General features: G+C 57.4%; 18 protein-coding genes and 1 tRNA gene. 9 read left to right on the forward strand and 10 right to left on the reverse strand.

Features of this window, described 5'->3' with window-relative positions; translation table 11 throughout:
• Positions 1-124: 124 nt before the first annotated feature.
• Entirely contained in the window at positions 125-571 is a 447-nt protein-coding gene (locus tag EL22_RS13100; protein WP_050051928.1) for a hypothetical protein, read from the reverse strand.
• Positions 572-777: 206 nt separating this feature from the next.
• Between EL22_RS13100 and EL22_RS13105 the strand changes: the two genes are divergently transcribed.
• Positions 778-851: transfer RNA gene (locus EL22_RS13105), tRNA-Phe, on the forward strand.
• 495 nt (positions 852-1346) lie between these two features.
• Positions 1347-1883, forward strand: a complete 537-nt coding sequence (locus EL22_RS13115) for a hypothetical protein (protein WP_050051930.1) — start codon at positions 1347-1349, stop codon at positions 1881-1883.
• Between the two features lie 536 nt (positions 1884-2419).
• Here the strand turns inward: EL22_RS13115 and EL22_RS17285 are convergent.
• From EL22_RS17285 to EL22_RS18130, 4 genes are all read right to left on the reverse strand, one after another.
• Positions 2420-2596, reverse strand: a complete 177-nt coding sequence (locus EL22_RS17285) for a hypothetical protein (protein WP_156184136.1) — start codon at positions 2594-2596, stop codon at positions 2420-2422.
• Positions 2597-2769: 173 nt separating this feature from the next.
• A complete protein-coding gene (locus EL22_RS13120; protein WP_050051931.1) occupies positions 2770-3303 on the reverse strand; it encodes a DUF5815 family protein in 534 nt (177 codons plus the stop codon).
• 813 nt (positions 3304-4116) lie between these two features.
• The gene (locus EL22_RS17290) at positions 4117-4395 is read right to left on the reverse strand and encodes a hypothetical protein (protein ID WP_156184137.1); all 279 of its coding nucleotides are present in this window, start codon (positions 4393-4395) and stop codon (positions 4117-4119) included.
• Positions 4396-4989: 594 nt separating this feature from the next.
• Positions 4990-5289, reverse strand: a complete 300-nt coding sequence (locus tag EL22_RS18130) for a hypothetical protein (protein WP_197075911.1) — start codon at positions 5287-5289, stop codon at positions 4990-4992.
• Positions 5290-5403: 114 nt separating this feature from the next.
• On the opposite strand from EL22_RS18130, the gene EL22_RS17300 reads away from it, so the two are divergent.
• Complete coding sequence (locus tag EL22_RS17300) at positions 5404-5574, forward strand: hypothetical protein (protein WP_156184138.1); 171 nt, start codon at positions 5404-5406, stop codon at positions 5572-5574.
• A gap of 35 nt (positions 5575-5609) precedes the next feature.
• A complete protein-coding gene (locus tag EL22_RS13130; protein WP_050051943.1) occupies positions 5610-6851 on the forward strand; it encodes an RNA-guided endonuclease TnpB family protein in 1242 nt (413 codons plus the stop codon).
• A 437-nt stretch (positions 6852-7288) separates the two neighbouring features.
• Here EL22_RS13130 and EL22_RS13135 read toward each other — a convergent pair whose 3' ends face one another.
• The 3 genes from EL22_RS13135 to EL22_RS13150 all read right to left on the reverse strand — a co-directional run bounded on the left by EL22_RS13135 (position 7289) and on the right by EL22_RS13150 (position 9262).
• A complete protein-coding gene (locus EL22_RS13135; protein ID WP_050051933.1) occupies positions 7289-7927 on the reverse strand; it encodes a hypothetical protein in 639 nt (212 codons plus the stop codon).
• Positions 7924-8355 (reverse strand): hypothetical protein, encoded by a 432-nt coding sequence (locus tag EL22_RS13140; RefSeq protein ID WP_050051934.1) that lies wholly within the window; start codon positions 8353-8355, stop codon positions 7924-7926. The genes EL22_RS13135 and EL22_RS13140 overlap by 4 nt, the downstream gene beginning before the upstream one ends.
• Before the next feature lie 670 nt (positions 8356-9025).
• A complete protein-coding gene (locus EL22_RS13150) occupies positions 9026-9262 on the reverse strand; it encodes a DUF5816 domain-containing protein (RefSeq protein ID WP_049952721.1) in 237 nt (78 codons plus the stop codon).
• A 127-nt stretch (positions 9263-9389) separates the two neighbouring features.
• Here EL22_RS13150 and EL22_RS13155 point away from each other — a divergent pair, with 127 nt between their 5' ends.
• From EL22_RS13155 to EL22_RS13160, 3 genes are read left to right on the forward strand one after another with little or no spacing between them, the layout of a single operon-like run.
• Positions 9390-10343, forward strand: coding sequence for a metallophosphatase (locus EL22_RS13155; RefSeq protein WP_197075912.1), 954 nt, complete (start codon positions 9390-9392; stop codon positions 10341-10343).
• Entirely contained in the window at positions 10310-10750 is a 441-nt protein-coding gene (locus EL22_RS18135) for a 5'-nucleotidase C-terminal domain-containing protein (RefSeq protein WP_231587957.1), read from the forward strand. Before EL22_RS13155 ends, EL22_RS18135 begins: the two co-directional genes overlap by 34 nt.
• Positions 10751-10785: 35 nt before the next feature.
• Positions 10786-11196 (forward strand): universal stress protein, encoded by a 411-nt coding sequence (locus EL22_RS13160; protein WP_050051936.1) that lies wholly within the window; start codon positions 10786-10788, stop codon positions 11194-11196.
• A 54-nt stretch (positions 11197-11250) separates the two neighbouring features.
• Here the strand turns inward: EL22_RS13160 and EL22_RS13165 are convergent, their stop codons facing one another.
• A complete protein-coding gene (locus EL22_RS13165) occupies positions 11251-11682 on the reverse strand; it encodes a universal stress protein (protein WP_050051937.1) in 432 nt (143 codons plus the stop codon).
• A gap of 56 nt (positions 11683-11738) precedes the next feature.
• Entirely contained in the window at positions 11739-12782 is a 1044-nt protein-coding gene (locus tag EL22_RS13170; RefSeq protein WP_082146787.1) for a mechanosensitive ion channel family protein, read from the reverse strand.
• A gap of 124 nt (positions 12783-12906) precedes the next feature.
• On the opposite strand from EL22_RS13170, the gene trmB reads away from it, so the two are divergent.
• A complete protein-coding gene (trmB, locus tag EL22_RS13175) occupies positions 12907-13968 on the forward strand; it encodes an HTH-type sugar sensing transcriptional regulator TrmB (RefSeq protein WP_050051938.1) in 1062 nt (353 codons plus the stop codon).
• Positions 13969-14374: 406 nt separating this feature from the next.
• A complete protein-coding gene (locus tag EL22_RS17305) occupies positions 14375-14857 on the forward strand; it encodes a hypothetical protein (RefSeq protein WP_156184139.1) in 483 nt (160 codons plus the stop codon).
• Positions 14858-15212 lie beyond the last annotated feature (355 nt).

Raw genomic sequence — 15212 nt, forward strand, 5'->3', positions numbered from 1 at the left:
CGAAAACGCCAAGTTTGCCACCTCACGGGGGATCAGCGACGAATTAACTGCCGTCCAGCGCCCAAGATCGAACTGGCCAACGGAGTTAGCTACGCTCGACTCTGCGTGAAAACGGTCCGCGACGTCAGTGTTTGAGTTTGGCGACGTTCTCTCGAATCTGGGTGATGAGTCCGTCCCCCGGCTCGGACTGGAGCGCCGCGTTCAGCGTCGAGTTTTCGGGTTCGTCTTTGACGACGAGTCGGAGGTACGGCTCGAGTTGCTCGAAGTTGTCGCCCAAGACAACCGTGTGATTACTTTCGTCGTGGTCCACGACGCCCGCGTCGTCGAGTTTCGGTACGTGACACTGCACGGAGGAGACGTACACGCTTTTGTACTGCTTTTTCGCGACGTCTTCCGGCGGACAGTCGTGTTCCCAGCCGGCGACCTGCTCGGCGATTCTCGAGAGCTCGATTGGGTCCTCGTGACCGCGGAGCGCGTAGAGAAGGTACCGTCGTCGCCGGTTTGCCAGCAACTCGAGAATCGTGTTCGCTGATAGATCAGTGCCCTCCTGATTCTTGGTAAGCCCCTCCATAACAAGATATTACCACCCGGTCCGGAAAAGGGTGTCTTGAATATCTATAAATCCGACAGACGGCGATGCGGTCGGTGCTGGCTCGAGCGCGTAACCGGTGACTACTGGCAGACAGGATGACCACGGGAGGGCGTCGGATGTCGGGACCTACCACGCCCGACCGGATTCGAAATCCTTTTTTGTACCATCGACGGAGTGTGAGTCGAGCCGCCTTAGCTCAGACTGGGAGAGCACTCGACTGAAGATCGAGCTGTCCCCGGTTCAAATCCGGGAGGCGGCATACTTTTGCGGCGAGCAAATCCGCGAGCCGCAAGTATGCGACCCGAGCGGATTTGAACGAGACGAGTCACAGCCCGGGAGCGCAGCGAAGCGAGCACCCCGGACTGTCTCGGCGTAGTTCACGATCCGGGAGGCGGCATGTTTCTGTGGCCGACATCGCGAACGAGCGAAGCGAGTGAGATGTCGGCCACGAAACTGCCAGCGAACGGATTTGAAGTAGACCAGAAAGGCGCAGCAAAGCGAGCATTTCTGGGCGTGGTTCACGACCGGAAGGCGGCAATTCTGCTCCGAGCAGTCCGTGAGAAACAGAAATCCAATCTGAGAGGCGGCATGTTTCAAACTCGTGAGGGGGGCAGGGGTACAGAAATTGACATCGGCCGGAATTGAAGGAGGCTAGAAAATGCATCAATGCGAGAACTTCTGGGCGTCGTTCTGAATCTCGTACGCTGCACAGGAAGGGAACAGAGGTAATGCCGTTCTCGTCCTGCAAGAAGCTATGAGATTGGGCCACATTACCACGCTAGAGGACTTCGGAGTTCGCTCGCTACTGGTTCACGGAATCATGGTGGTCGTATTCGCCAACGCGATTCTGGTGGGGTTCCTCGTAGATGGGGTCGTCGGTGTCGTGACGTTCGTCGCCTTGCTCAACTTCGCTGCTGGGTTGTGGGTGGCTCATTCGATCAATTCGCTCGGGAATGCCGTTGGCGAGGATGAATATGAAGGCGTTCTGAACGAACTCGTTCGTTCTGACGGGTCTGGACCGAATTTCGGTATCGGTCGGTTCGGCCGACTACTCGCGCTCATCGCGTCGGTGACTGCGATCGCGCTCCTTACCTCCGTACAGGTGTTGTCCGGCCCCTTCATCTCCGTCGTTGTCGTGGCAATCGGCGCCGTTGCGGTGGTAACCGCGATCGTCGGGTTCCTCATTTCACTTGGACACTCGTATGACGAGTCACAAGAACGAACGACGGCAATGATCGAACGGGAGCGATCTGCATCAGACACCGACGACGAGACGATGAGCGACAGATAGGTCGGTTCAGCCGACGGTAACCTGCCGCCCACGTGGACGGACCGAAGTGACGAGTGAGTCGCTCCGAATCCGCGAGCCGCAAGTATGCGACCCGAGCGGATTTGAACGAGACCGAGGTCTGCGAGCAAAGCGAGCAGGCTCTCGGGCGTAGTTCACAATCCGGGAGAACTTCTCGCGGCGAACAGCTTCGTGAGCTGCGAGTGTGCTGATCTTGTCTTTATTGCGGGCTTGCTCCCAGAACAGGATGGCGAAGTCGCTCGTAGGAACCGCCGTCGCGGCAGTTCGAAATTTGTGTCCAAAAGCTCGAAGCGGAATTGAACCGATGATAAGTTCGCGTCTGTAGTGGGCGTGTGTTTCGCGCTCAAATGCTTCTGAAGAAGAGGATTTCAACAGAGCCGGAAATCCGTGTTGCCAGCGTTTGTGGCCCCTCGAGTAGTAGCCTTCTGAGTATTGCACGTCCAAATGTCTCGTTCCGAATCTAACATGCTCGAGTCGTCCCCACAAACGCACCGCGCGAACTGGCTGATGAAAACTGGCTATTCCGCGAGTTGCTTTGCCACGGCTAGTGTGAGAACGATACCGGCGACGAAGAGCAGAATGTTACCGCTCGCGAGAAGGAAGAGCGAGCCGAGGACACCGACAGGGTACACGAACCGCGCCGGGTCCTGTTCGGTGCTGGACGGAGCGGCGTCACACTCACCGGATTCGGTCATTACGGTTGACTTGGGTCCGGTTCGATATAATACTTTTTTCACACTTCACGAGACATCGAGGCGGGCTCGAACAGGCGACTCTCAGATACCGCCAGCACGTAGCTCCCCGACGGAGGGACGCGACCGCACTGACACGTGCTTCGCACTCCGAGGATCCGATAGCGCCCCCGCACTCACAGCGCCTGATCGTGCTCGGTCTCGAACTCTCGAGCCTGCCGATACTCCTCGACGAACGCTTCGACGTCGAACTCGAGCATCTGCCGTTCGAACTGCGAAACCGCGTCGTCGTCGCCGGCGTGGCTCATCGCGTGCTCCATGAGTTCGACGACCAGTTCGACGACGATCTCGTGCAGGCGTCTCGAGTCGAACGCCGTGACCCAGACGAGCGTGTAGCCGACGCTGCCGTCATCGGCCGCATCGTAAGAGGCGACCTGTTCGGGGAACTCCTCCATGGTCACGCCGAGCAAGTGCGGCGTGCCGAAGCTCTCGAACTCGTCTTCGGTCTCGATGGTCTCCTCGAGCACCGTAACGAACGATTCGGGGAAAAAGCGCGAGGGGGGATGGACGTCCGTCACGACGGCGTGGGTCTCGCCGCAGGAACAGCTGTACTCGCGCATCCCCAGGTCGATGTCGCGCGGGTCCATCTCGGTGCCGCAGGGAAGCTCGAAACTGCCGACGTCGTCACCCGGAACGCGGGGTGTAGCCATTGTGCCACGTTCGGCCGGGGCGGGGATAAGCGCGACGCCTCGAGGCGAGAGCGGCGACGAGTTTAGCTCGAGGGCGTGGTCGCACAAAACTAATAGAGACCGACCGATTTGGAATCCTCTGCGATCAATATAGGAGAGGGTATCTCATGAGCCGTTATTTTCGATTGTGATAGTCACAGCATCAATAACCGTGTCATTGGTATTATCAACAACACGGATTTCATATTTTCTCTCCTCACCAGCGTCCCATGGTGGAGATACTGAATTCTGGTATACGGGTGGTGTAGCTGGCTCGATGTTGTTGAAACCGGTTTGATGAACCAAGTCTAGAGAACCGTTCACGTGTTCGTAAACTTCGAAGCTATGCGTGGAATTCTCTACATAGCTAGCATTCGTATCTACAGAGCTAAAATTAGGTTGGAGCGCAGCTATATTACAAGAGGGTTATGAATCGTCAGCATTTTCGATTTTTTCCGCCCCGTTCAGTGCTTCAACAGTCTCAATCTCAGGACGGGGCCGAGTGTCCTTTGAGTCTGTGTCGTCCGAGGTATCATCAGTCTCCTCAGTCATCTTCCTCATCCTCAATCTTCTCGTTGAATGATAGCTGCGCCTCGATATCTGGACGCTGCCGTTCTTCATCCTCTGTATCTTCGTCCGTTCTATTGTTGCTATCACTCATTTCCTTCTTCTTCCTCGTCGAAGTCGCCCTTGAAGGCTACCTGTGTTTCAATATTGGGCCGTTCGCGGTCGTCGTCTTGATCACTATACTCAGGCATACATATCCCTTAGGCCTTTGACCAAAAGTATCTTTGCCTACCTTATTTTTCTTCTTAATGATTTTGGGCCTTGAATTAACCAGGTGGTAAATCTTTTGACTGGGGATGTGAGTTGATACCATCTCTTTGTCGTTCCAACTAATCCGCTAAATTTTATAAATACTCCCAAAAATACAATAACAGCAATATTAGCGTATAACGGAACAGAATTATACACATCAACAATCCCAAGCGTTAAATAAGATATGGATGTGATAGCTGCCAACGACTCTGGTGAATCGCCATAGGGCGTTGGGTTATACCTTTCGAGTGCCATTTCGAATGAGTCAAATCGCTTCGCCGTCAGCGATTCGATGGAAACTGAAGTCAGAATTGTCCAAGAGTAGTACATTGAGCCACCTAATATAAAGTCGGAAGTCGCTGTCGTCTAGCGATTCACCACGGCCCTTCATCCACTAGCTCTAACGGTCGAAGCCGACGCTATCCAGCGATTCACCAGAGCCGTTACTTACGATTGACCTCCTCCTCCGCGTGAACGCGGAGGAATCCCACCACGGGATTGAAACCCGTCAACACGAGTTTGGCCGGTCCGAATACCACGTCACAGTACCCAGAAAACCCAACACGGCTTGACGGAGCCGTTGCAGAGGTTCCATCGAAAAGCGATTTACAATGAAAGACGTGTTGCGGACTCCAGTGACAGCTGTTGTCGTCAGGGCCCCTTCGATCCGTGTCCACCTTTGTTGTGACCACCGACGATCACTCGAGAGATACACCAACCGGTAACCAACCCGTGTACACTCACGTTCTTCCTGTGAGTTTGGTTTCCCAGAGAGTTGCCCAACCTCTCTCGAGGCGTTCTGTAAGTGACTGTCCCCGGTCACCCGAGGACACCAGCTGTCACCGGCCGTTACGCTTCACCCCCCATCTCACCAGGAATCTCTGCGTCAGCAGGAAGTACGAGCCGTCGATCGCCATACGCCAGCGAGATATCACCGCCACGCTCGAGTGGATCCGCTTGTTCTGGAAGCCGATAATACGTCTTGCCGCCCTCTTTCGTAATTCGCTCGAGGCGGCCATCGGCGACGTCGACGGCGAGTTCGTCGACAGTCTCCTCGAGCAGGTGGGCACCTTTCTCGAGTTCGCGACTCTGGAGTTCGGTAACGCGCTCTTTGTTTGCAGTCGCTTTGTTCAGTGCTGCTTCGGCCAACTGTTCCAGGCATGTGGTTTCGGCCTCGAGATCGGCAACGCGATCCTCGAGGCGTGTGGTTCGTTCGGCGATCCGATTTCGATCCTGCTCGAGCGCGTCGATTCGCTCGTCTTTGTGCTCGAGTTCGCTCTCGATATCATTAAGACGTTCCTCGAGGGCTGCAAAACGCTCGGAAAGGTGGTCTGGAAGCTGTTCGGTCGGTGCGGTGGTGTGTACAGGCGGTTCAAGGCGACTGCCTCGGGGCTTGACCCCGAGGGTGAAGCCGACAACTTTCCAGTCTTTTAAACCTCTTCAAAACCCAACCAAAGATGAAGAGACCGATGGATATCACGCTTCGCTTCCGCGCATATCTTCTCGATGACGTGGCGAGAGAAGCGTGGCGACACATCGATATCCTCCGACAAATCCGCAATCACGCAGTCAGAGACTACTACGACGCAGACTACAACGACAAGCCGTCAGACTACGACCAGCATAAGAAGTTCTCTGACTGGAAACAGCAATGGCCTGTCTTCAGTGACCCGTCTGCCCACGCCGCACAGCAAGCTATCAGTCAAATCCACGACGATCTCGACGGCCTCAAAGAAAAGCGGGATAATGGATATGACGTTGGTCGGTTGCAGTGGCAAGGAAACGGTGAGTTCCGGTCGATATCGTACAATCAGTCCAGTCGCTTCAACGTGGATCACAACACGGGTGACGACCGATTCGTACGACTCCGCCTCGAAAAACTCGGCTGGCTCAAAGTCCGATCGAACCGCCGCGTGCCGACTGCAGAAGATATCAACGAAGTCATCCTGAAAAAACAGGCAACCGGTGAGTGGTTCGTCTCACTCGTTGTTGATGACACAGTCCCAGCCCGTGAGAAACCATCACTCACCGAGATTGAACCGGAGGATTGCATCGGCGTTGACGTTGGCATCACCAGTTACATCCACACGTCCGCGAACCTTACCGTAGATACGTTGGATCTTTCTGATGAGTACGACCGGTACGCCCGAGAACAACGTGACCTTGCTCGGAAACAGCATGGTTCCAGTAATTGGGAGAAGCAGCGGCGAAAGGTAGCGAAAGCGAAGCGGAAGATCAAACGGAAGGTCGAAGACTTCCAGCACAAACTCACAACGTGGCTCGTCAGGACGTATGATGTGGTTGCGGTGGAAGACCTGGATGTGAAACCGATGCTGGAAGGCAGCCACAGCGCGAAGAACAAGCAGGATGCTGCGTGGGCACGCTTCCGGGAACTCTTAGAATACAAGGCAGACGTTCACGGGACACATGTCATGTCGGTAGAGCCCGAAGGCACAACGAAAGAGTGCGCGTCGTGCGGTGTGGAAACGGACAAGCCGCTGTGGGTACGTGAGCACTCGTGCCCGGTGTGCGGGCACACCGAAGACCGTGACTTGAACGCAGCGAAGAACATTTTGAATCGTGGTTTGCGGCAGTTAGGGGCGGGACGCTCCGAATCAACGCCTGTGCAGACTGCGCTCCCTACGTTCACCCCTCAGCGCGAGGCGGTGGATGCAAAGCGCGTCGTTGAAGCAGGAAGCCCCGAGGCTTGACCTCGGGGCCAGTTCACAGACATTGCTCTTTGGGTGGGGTCGGTGATTGCTGGGCGAGACAGTCGCTTGGCGATGCTTCAGGGCGAACCCGTTCGAAGCCGTTCTCAATACCCTACGTAGGGTGAGCAGCGGCGTCGCGGTCGTCTCTGGACTCTGAGGGCCAGTCCCTGCAAGTTCGCTTGCAGCCAAGGGCGGAGCTGCGTCGCATGATGGAATTGCGACGAGTCACAGTATCGGCGGGCTCCCACGGGTCACACGGGAGGGTGAGTTTTCGACTCAGGAACCGCCTCGTAGACGCATCGGTGATGGTCGACAGCGGCTTGTCGGTTCTGGGGTGTTCGCAGAGCGCGATGGTCCCCTCGTGATCTCGAGGGCGTTTTCGGGAACTTGTTCGTATGGTAGTGGGTCGGCGTGCGTTGCGTGGCTCGTTGACGGTGCTAGGCATCGTAGTCACCTCCGAGAAAGTCTGCGCGCGTGTACGGCGTGTCTTCGAGCGGGCGTGCTGCAGGAAGGCCGTATTTTCGAACGAGCTCTGTGAGGTCATCGATCGTTGTCGGGCGGCTGGTATTCGTCTGGTCGTCGTAGTATCGCGGTGGATCCGTGGGGGCGATGGTGGGTGTGTTCGGTGCGGAAAACTCGAGGACGTGTGGGTCGCCAGTACTCCAGAGGGTGTTGGTGGTTCCAAGGCGTGTCTGGAGTGTGTCCGGAGTGGGGTTGCTGTCGTCGTGTTCGGGTGCGTAAACCGACTGGAGGGTGATGGGTTCAGAGCCGGTGTCGATCCAGTCGCGGCCGTTCCAGACGAACTCGGTGCGGAGCCAGCCAGTGTCGGTCTGCTCGATCGTGAGTTTACGTCGCGGTCCGTGGTCGGATGTCCACTGGAGGACCACCGGGACGTGGTCAGTCTGGTGGTGGCGAAACCTGAGGAGAACGGGATCGATTTCCGAGCGTGCAGTTCGTAGATGCTCGAGTGTGTCTTCCTGGTGGTCGTTGCGTGTGTCAACCTCCTCGGAGAGGGTGTGAATGAGGGTGTCGATCGCCTCGAGCGTTGCGATCGAGTGGTCGTCTGGATTCGTCATTGTGGGACCTCCTGGCATTTGGTCAGTAGTTCGCAGTAGGCTCGTTCTGCGTCGCCTGGAGTGATCGGGCGTTCTAGTGTGAGGGTGATATGGTTGGGCTGCAGGATCTGTTGGAGGTGGTTCGTGTAGGTCTCGAGGAGGTCAGTGCCGTTGGTTGTGGGCTGGTAGTGGTGGGTGCTCGTTTCCTCGAGGAGGTTGGTTGTCGTGAGCGTCCCGAGGGAATTGTGGAGATCGGCGTGGGTTATTTCGGTGTACGAACTCTCGAGGGTCTGCTTGAGGTGCTGGACTGTTGTGAGTGTGTCCGTCTGCTCGAGGTTCGCGGTTGCGATTAGGAGGTCACGCTCGAGGGCTGAGAGTGCTGGTTGATTGGTAAGTGATTCGTCTGTTCGGGCGGGGAATTCAAGTCCCCGCAAGTTGTTTTCCGACATGGCTTCCGTACCACAGTTACGGGAGCTTCTTGCGGACTTGGTGTCTGAAGCACCAGTCCGCTGTTTTTGTGACCTGTATAACTAGGTCTAAAGCTTCCCATCGGGAATGTAGTTCCATAGCAACTTATATCTTCCCACTGGGAAGATTTGTAGTCCTGACCGGTAGGGTTATACGACCTAATAGTAGTAGGTGGCAATAGAATGAGAAACCCGGCTGATTGGATGACCCCCCCTACGGATGATGCAATTCTCGAGGATTTACGAGAAAAGGGGAATCAACAGCCGGTCCACGTAGCAAAGAATATTGATCGACACAGGAAATACGTTGGTGAACGACTTCGAAAACTTGCTGTGTATGGACTCGTCGAGAATCTAGGTCAAGGTCTCTATCGAATAACAGAGACAGGGAAAAAGTATCTTGATGGTGATCTCGTAAAAGGCCATCGTCTTCACCTCGACCACAGCCGGTCGAGCCCGAGCACGTGTTGACGCAGGCGAACAAACGAACCCTCCGTGCTGGAACACAGCCAGAGGGGACGCGACATCCCGCGTCACGTCGATTGCATTCATTCAGAAACGACGGTCCATACATAAGGCCGTCGAACCAAACCCGGTTCGAAACCCGGTACCATGAGACGCTATTCCAGAGACCGGTTCTAACAGAAAGCCGTTACTCGTGTGCCGCGTCCCACTCGGTCGGCTTGCGGAAGTTCCCACACTGATTGCACTTGATCCGGCCCATCGAGTCCATCGCGTTATCGATCCGCTCGCAGTTCGCACAGAACCAACCGTACCGTCGATCGCGGTCTCGAGACTCGTATGCGACGAGAAACGGTGCTTTCGAACCCGTATCCCCTTCCCTCTCGGAGACGAAGACCGTCCCGTCTTCGGTGGATACCGTTTGCATGCGCCATCGTAGGCGCGCTCGAGGTAAATGCGTATCTCTCCGAATCGTTGCGTGCACGGGAACGCGATAGCAACGATGAGGACGAGAACCGACGGAACCAAGCCGGTCGTTTCGTAATATCCGGCGAATGTCCGTCCGGCTGGTACAGTACTCCGACGTCGAAAACGCGTGTGACTATCCGCGACAGATCGGGCGACTCGTCCGAGCGATCCGCGAGCGTTCGAGCGAAGACGCACTCGTTCTCGGGACCGGAGACAACACGTCGCCCGGAGTGTTACCGCTCGTAACCCGGGGAAAACAGGCGCTCGAGTTCTACGATGCGGTCGAACCGGACGTCGAAACCTTCGGCAATCACGACTTCGATTACGGGGTCGAAGCGACCCTCGAGATCGTTCGGGACTCGCCACACCAGTGGGTGAGTGCGAACGTATTCCGCAACGGCGAGCCCTTCGGTACCGAGGTTGGGGTCGAGCCGTGGGTGACGATCGACCGAAACGCCACGACGGTCGGAGTGACCGGTGTCACGACGCCGCGAACCGGTTCGCTGAATCCGATGGCGACGGGGATCGAATTTCGGGATCCGGTCGACGCGGCGGAGGAGGCCGTCGCCGACCTTCGTCGCGAGGGTGCCGATATCGTCGTGATCTGTTCGCACCTCGGCCGGGGCGACGACGATCTCGCGCGCGAAGTCGACGCGGACGTCATCCTCGGCGGACACGTCCCGAGCACGCGACTCGAGCGGATCGAGGGGACGCTGGTGACTCGCCCCGGCGACGGCGGGGACGCGATCGTCGAGGTGTGCATCGCGAGCGACCCCGAATCGAATATAGTCCGAACCGACGCGTACGCCCCTGCGATGGACGTGGTCGAGACGTTTCGAAATCTCGAGGCGTCGGCCGGCCTCGCGGAGGTCGTTGCGACCGTCGACGAGCCGGTCAAGCGGACCGAATCGACGCTGTTCGGTGGCGAAAGCCGCGTGGGGAACTTCGTCGCCGACGCTACCGGTGGAAGACTGGTGCCGACCTCGCCCTGCAAAACAGCGGTGGAATCCGTTCCGGGGAAGCGCTGGCGGGCGAGGTAACCGTCTCGGAGCTGATCGGTCTGGTCCCGTTCGACGAGCCGATCGCAACCGCGTCGCTCACGGGCGAGCAACTGGCGGCCGTGTTCGACGGCGCGGTCGGTCTCGACCTGGGGTTCGCCGAAACCGACTGGTGGCACGCCCACGTCAGCGGAGTCCGTCTCGAGTGGGACCCGAACGACAACGACGTCTCGATTACGCGAGTGAACGGTGATCCGTTCGACCCCGACGCGATCTACGAACTGGCGACATCGGAGTACCTGTTTCACACGGACGATGAGTTCCCGGCACTTCGAGAGGGGGCACAGACGGGAATTACCGATAGCACTCAGTACGAAGTGCTGGTCGACTACGCGCGCGAACGCGACATCGATCCGTCTCTCGAGGGGCGGGTCAGACGCCGATACTGAAACGTTTACCATCGCGGGTACTCTTGGAGTGGGTAATGACGCTGGTCGTGGTTCCTGTTCGATATCCCTTGACGGCGCGATCGAAGCGGACACTCGAGCGGGCTATCGGAGTCGCACGCGAACGCGACGGTTCGCTGACCGTCTTGCACGTCAACCTGTACCAGAACGGGAAGAACGTGACGCGGACGGAACTGAAAAAGGCGGTCGAACGCCACTTCGGACAGCTCGAGAACGTACGTTACATCGTTCGGTCGGGTTTTTTGATCGAAGAGAGCATTCTCGACGAGATAGCAGCAGAGGGGGCGGACGTGGCCGTAATCGGTACCAAACAGGTGAGTCGACTTCGGCGGATATTCAGGCGGTTCGCGGGCAACCCGGACATCGACGACTACCTCCGTTCACACCTCGATTGTGAGATCATTACGGTCGATGCGGTCGGAGAGTGAGCCGCGCCCGCTCGTTTCTCACCGATACGTACCGTTCCTCGAGTGATCAATCGATCACACGTCGCGAACGACGAGCACTGGGATCGACGCGTTGTCGACGACTCGCTCCGAGACGCTTCCGAGAGAGACGATTTTTTCGCGCGGACTCTTTCCGTGCGTTCCGATCACGATGAGGTCGATATCCCGTTCGTTCGCGTACTCGAGAATCGTCTTCGACGGAATTCCTCGCTCGAGCGCGGTGGTAACGTCGATCTCGCGTTCGTCGGCCGCGCGCTCGATCGCTTCGATCGCGGCCGTTCCGTCCGACTCGAGCGATGCTTCGAGGTCGGTTCTGGTATCGTCGGTCGCTGCGGTCGTAATGCGGGTGTCGACGACGTAGAGTCCGTGGACGGTCGCGTTGCTGTCCGTTGCGATCGGGAGAGCGTGAGCGAGCGTCTCGGAGACGGTATCGCTGCCGTCGGTCGGGACGAGAATATCGTCGTACATCTGTCGTTCTAGGGGCGAAGTCGAACCCCTGGTGCATAAAAGAATCCCGCGGCCCGCTACGATCCCGTCGAATCGGGGTTGGCATCGGTCGGCCGGCCCGTGTCAGACGGTTGTCTCGAGTCTGATTGTCGGCCTTCGGGTGGAGATATCGGCTCGCGGGCGTACCCGCTTTCGATGGTCGTTCGGGCGACGCCGCTCGTTTCGTCGAAGACGTGGTGGGTGTGGGGGTACGCGAAGTCGATGTCGTGTTTCGCGAACCGCCGTTGGATCTCGTCTTGGACGGCAGAGCGGGCGATTGTTTGTTTGTAGGGGTGTTCGGTCCAGAACCGGACCTGCAATCGAACGCCGTGGTCGGCGAACTCGAGGATGTCACAGATCGGAGCGGCGCCGTATCGTGCGCTACCGATTCGGATATCCGGTCCGCCCGAGATGACGGTGTCGATGCTGCGCGCTGCCCGCTTTGCGTGGTGTCTGGCCGCGTCGAGATCGCTCTCGTAGGTCACGTCGAACGCGACGGAGACGCGCGTTCGCTCGTCTTCGGCCGAGTAGTTGATAACGTCGCGACGGTGGATTTCCGAGTTTGGGATCACGAGAAACGTGTTCTCGAGCGTGAATATTTTCGTGTACCTGATGGTGATGTCCTCGACGAACCCTCGGTGACCGGCGTCGGAAATTTCGATCATGTCGCCGATCTCGAACGGGCGGTCCGAGAGAATAAAGACGCCGTTGATGAAACTGCTGATAAGTGGCGCGAGAACGACACCGACGATTGCCGAGAGGACGGCCACCGAGAAGAAAATATTTCCAGCACCGATTCCGAAAATTGTTGCGATGAGCGCGAGTGTAACCAGGAGGACGCTGGCGCGGACGCCGCGAAGGACCGTTCGAGTCACGCTCGGGCGATCGATCTGTCTCGCGACGGTCCGACCCGTGAGACGGACGGCCAGTTTCGAGATGTACCAGCCGATACCGAAGATGACACACGCGAACGCAATGTCGAGTCCGAAGGTGACGAACTCGTCCGAGTTCCAGTCCGGAAGTCTGCCGAGGAAGTCCTCGAACGCCGTCTGCTGACCGACCCACAGCCGTTCCCCGAGCATACGTCACAGTACTGGTGGTGCTGGTTAAGCGTTCTGACCACCGCACGTCGACAACCCGATTTCGAAAACGAGTGTTACTCAATCCATAATAAATCATTTATCCTTCGAGAGCCTAGGGGTGTGCATGTCACAGGACGAGCTTCGCTCGACGGTCGAGCGCGTCGGGGACCGGTTCAACCTCGGCGAGTACGAGATCGACGCCTATCTGACGGTCCTAGAGCAGGGCCAACTGACCGCGAGCGAGATCGCGGATCGAACGGACATTCCCCAGCCGCGCGTGTACGATACGGTTCGCAGCCTGAGCGATCGAGGGCTGGTCGAGCTCCGAGAGTCCCGTCCGATGAAAGTCGTCGCGATCGATCCCGAGGAGGCGTTCGAGAACGTCCAGAGCTCGCTCGAGCAGATGATCGACGAACTCGAGTCGCGATACACGGCGCCCGCCCGGGACACGGAAGCCGTCTCGCTCGTCAAGTCCCGATCGACGATTCTGCGCTATCTCGAGGAAGTGATCGACGCCGCGGAGTACGAACTCGCGCTCTCGCTGACGCCCGATCTGTTGACCCGCTTCGAAGACGAGCTTCGAGCCGCCGTCGAGGCGGGCGTGAGCATCGATCTGATCGTGACGCCCGCGGCAGAAGCGCCCGATCCGGCGGAGTTCGACTACCTCGAGATCGCGACGACAGTACGCGCGCGACGCGGAATCACCACGCCGGTCGTCGCCGTCGCCGACGGGAACTACTCCATCTACGCGACGCAGGACGCGCTGCGTGACGATCAGGACAGATACGGCGTCATCTTCAACCGATCCGCGCTCGGATTCCTGGTGTCCGGTTTCTTCGGCACCGTGCTCTGGACGACGGCCGAACAGACCCTCGGCGAGAACGGACGGGGGCGGCCGTATCCGCGCCGGTACGCATCGATTCGTCGCTGCGTGAAAGACGTCATCGACGAGGGCGGCGAGTTCTACGCGACGATCGAGGGACGAGACGTCGCGGTGGGCGGGTCGCGCGTCGTGCAGGGACTCGTTACCGACGTTTCCTTCGAGGTGTCCGAGGAGGTCGCGTCGTTGACCCTCGAGACCGAAGACGAGCGGCTCACGATCGGCGGTCGGGTCGCCGCCTTAGAGGACATCGAAGCGCACGAGATCAGAATCGGTCGACACAAGCCGCCGTCGCTCGAGGACTGATCGATCGCACGTCCACCGGATCGCACAACCGACAGATCACACGTCCGCTGGACCGTTCGATCGCACGTCCACCGGATCGCACAACCGACAGATCACACGTCCGCTGGACCGTTCGGTCGTCGATGGCTCGTTCGTTTCCAACGGTATTTTTCCCGTCGATAAACTCGATGAGAGCGTTCGTCATCGTCCGGATTCGTCCGTTCGATCGGAATTCGAGCCGAAATAGATCGAAACGAGTAGCGCAGCGATCGGCGCGGTGAGCGCGTCATCGACGAGACGTAAGCCGCAATAGATTTTAGCATGCATCCTTATTTAAATCAAAATTCAATAGATATATAAACTATTTTGTGACTTTGGATAACTACCTAACAAAAGATATTTGTCATTCCTCGTCTGTGATTTGAATATGAATCGGCGTCCCTTTCTCACATCACTCGGTACTCTCGGTGTCTCGTGTCTTGCTGGGTGTTCTCAGTTTCGGAACGGCGATATCCCCGCTGGAAGCCTCCAATTTGAGAATCGCAGTGATCTTCCGCATACCGTCGGTATTTCGGTTGTAGACGTTGGCACCGAATCAGAGACGACAGCAGATGGTTACAGCGTTTCTGGGGACGTGACGGTCCCGCCTAAGCAACGAACACTGACGGCCTCTACATCAGTCGCTCCCGGCGAGACCAAGACCTTTGAGAACGTCTTCACCGAATCGGTGTACTACTTAACCGAGTTCACAATTGACGGTACGACGCCCGATACTGGTGGGCCGGTTCCATATAATCCGTCACCGCCTGGAAGACAGTACTACGCCATCATAATGGGGGTTGTGTATACTTCCGGTGAGTTTTCGTATGTGAATCGGTCGACAGACAATGCTGGTGATTTCAAGCGATAGGTCAACTAGCTCTATCAAAATTATATAATCCTATATTTATAGAGCACTGTGATGAATGCAGTCACTGTGCTGATCGTTCACCGGAAAGTCATGGAGAAGCGTGCGATTATGACACAGTCCAACCAATACAAGCCGAACGAGGCGTCCCGAGGACCCATCAGGTGACGCTTAGAGGCTGTTCGTTACTACAACGGGATTGACCTTGTCATTAGTTAGATGTGACCCTCGAGAATCGAAGATAGCTTCGGATATCTGATGCTGTCTGTACTGGTAGTGCGTAGACGCCACGTCTGTGGTAGCCCAGAGCTATCGTGCTCGGAGTCTAAGAGACCGTATGGGTACCACACTCTCTCCC

The sequence above is a fragment of the Halostagnicola sp. A56 genome (genome assembly GCF_000691505.1).
Lineage (GTDB): Archaea > Halobacteriota > Halobacteria > Halobacteriales > Natrialbaceae > Halostagnicola.

Bases quoted from the DNA above. Each gene is read 5' to 3' on its own strand.
- EL22_RS13160 (WP_050051936.1), top strand. From the start codon at position 10,786: ATGACGCTGGTCGTGGTTCCTGTTCGATATCCCTTGACGGCGCGATCG.
- EL22_RS13115 (WP_050051930.1), top strand. From the start codon at position 1,347: ATGAGATTGGGCCACATTACCACGCTAGAGGACTTCGGAGTTCGCTCG.
- EL22_RS13155 (WP_197075912.1), top strand. From the start codon at position 9,390: ATGTCCGTCCGGCTGGTACAGTACTCCGACGTCGAAAACGCGTGTGAC.
- EL22_RS13100 (WP_050051928.1), bottom strand. From the start codon at position 571: ATGGAGGGGCTTACCAAGAATCAGGAGGGCACTGATCTATCAGCGAAC.
- EL22_RS13170 (WP_082146787.1), bottom strand. From the start codon at position 12,782: ATGCTCGGGGAACGGCTGTGGGTCGGTCAGCAGACGGCGTTCGAGGAC.
- EL22_RS17285 (WP_156184136.1), bottom strand. From the start codon at position 2,596: ATGACCGAATCCGGTGAGTGTGACGCCGCTCCGTCCAGCACCGAACAG.
- EL22_RS13120 (WP_050051931.1), bottom strand. From the start codon at position 3,303: ATGGCTACACCCCGCGTTCCGGGTGACGACGTCGGCAGTTTCGAGCTT.
- EL22_RS13130 (WP_050051943.1), top strand. From the start codon at position 5,610: ATGGATATCACGCTTCGCTTCCGCGCATATCTTCTCGATGACGTGGCG.
- EL22_RS17290 (WP_156184137.1), bottom strand. From the start codon at position 4,395: ATGGCACTCGAAAGGTATAACCCAACGCCCTATGGCGATTCACCAGAG.
- EL22_RS13140 (WP_050051934.1), bottom strand. From the start codon at position 8,355: ATGTCGGAAAACAACTTGCGGGGACTTGAATTCCCCGCCCGAACAGAC.
- EL22_RS17305 (WP_156184139.1), top strand. From the start codon at position 14,375: ATGAATCGGCGTCCCTTTCTCACATCACTCGGTACTCTCGGTGTCTCG.
- EL22_RS13135 (WP_050051933.1), bottom strand. From the start codon at position 7,927: ATGACGAATCCAGACGACCACTCGATCGCAACGCTCGAGGCGATCGAC.
- EL22_RS13165 (WP_050051937.1), bottom strand. From the start codon at position 11,682: ATGTACGACGATATTCTCGTCCCGACCGACGGCAGCGATACCGTCTCC.
- trmB (WP_050051938.1), top strand. From the start codon at position 12,907: ATGTCACAGGACGAGCTTCGCTCGACGGTCGAGCGCGTCGGGGACCGG.
- EL22_RS13150 (WP_049952721.1), bottom strand. From the start codon at position 9,262: ATGCAAACGGTATCCACCGAAGACGGGACGGTCTTCGTCTCCGAGAGG.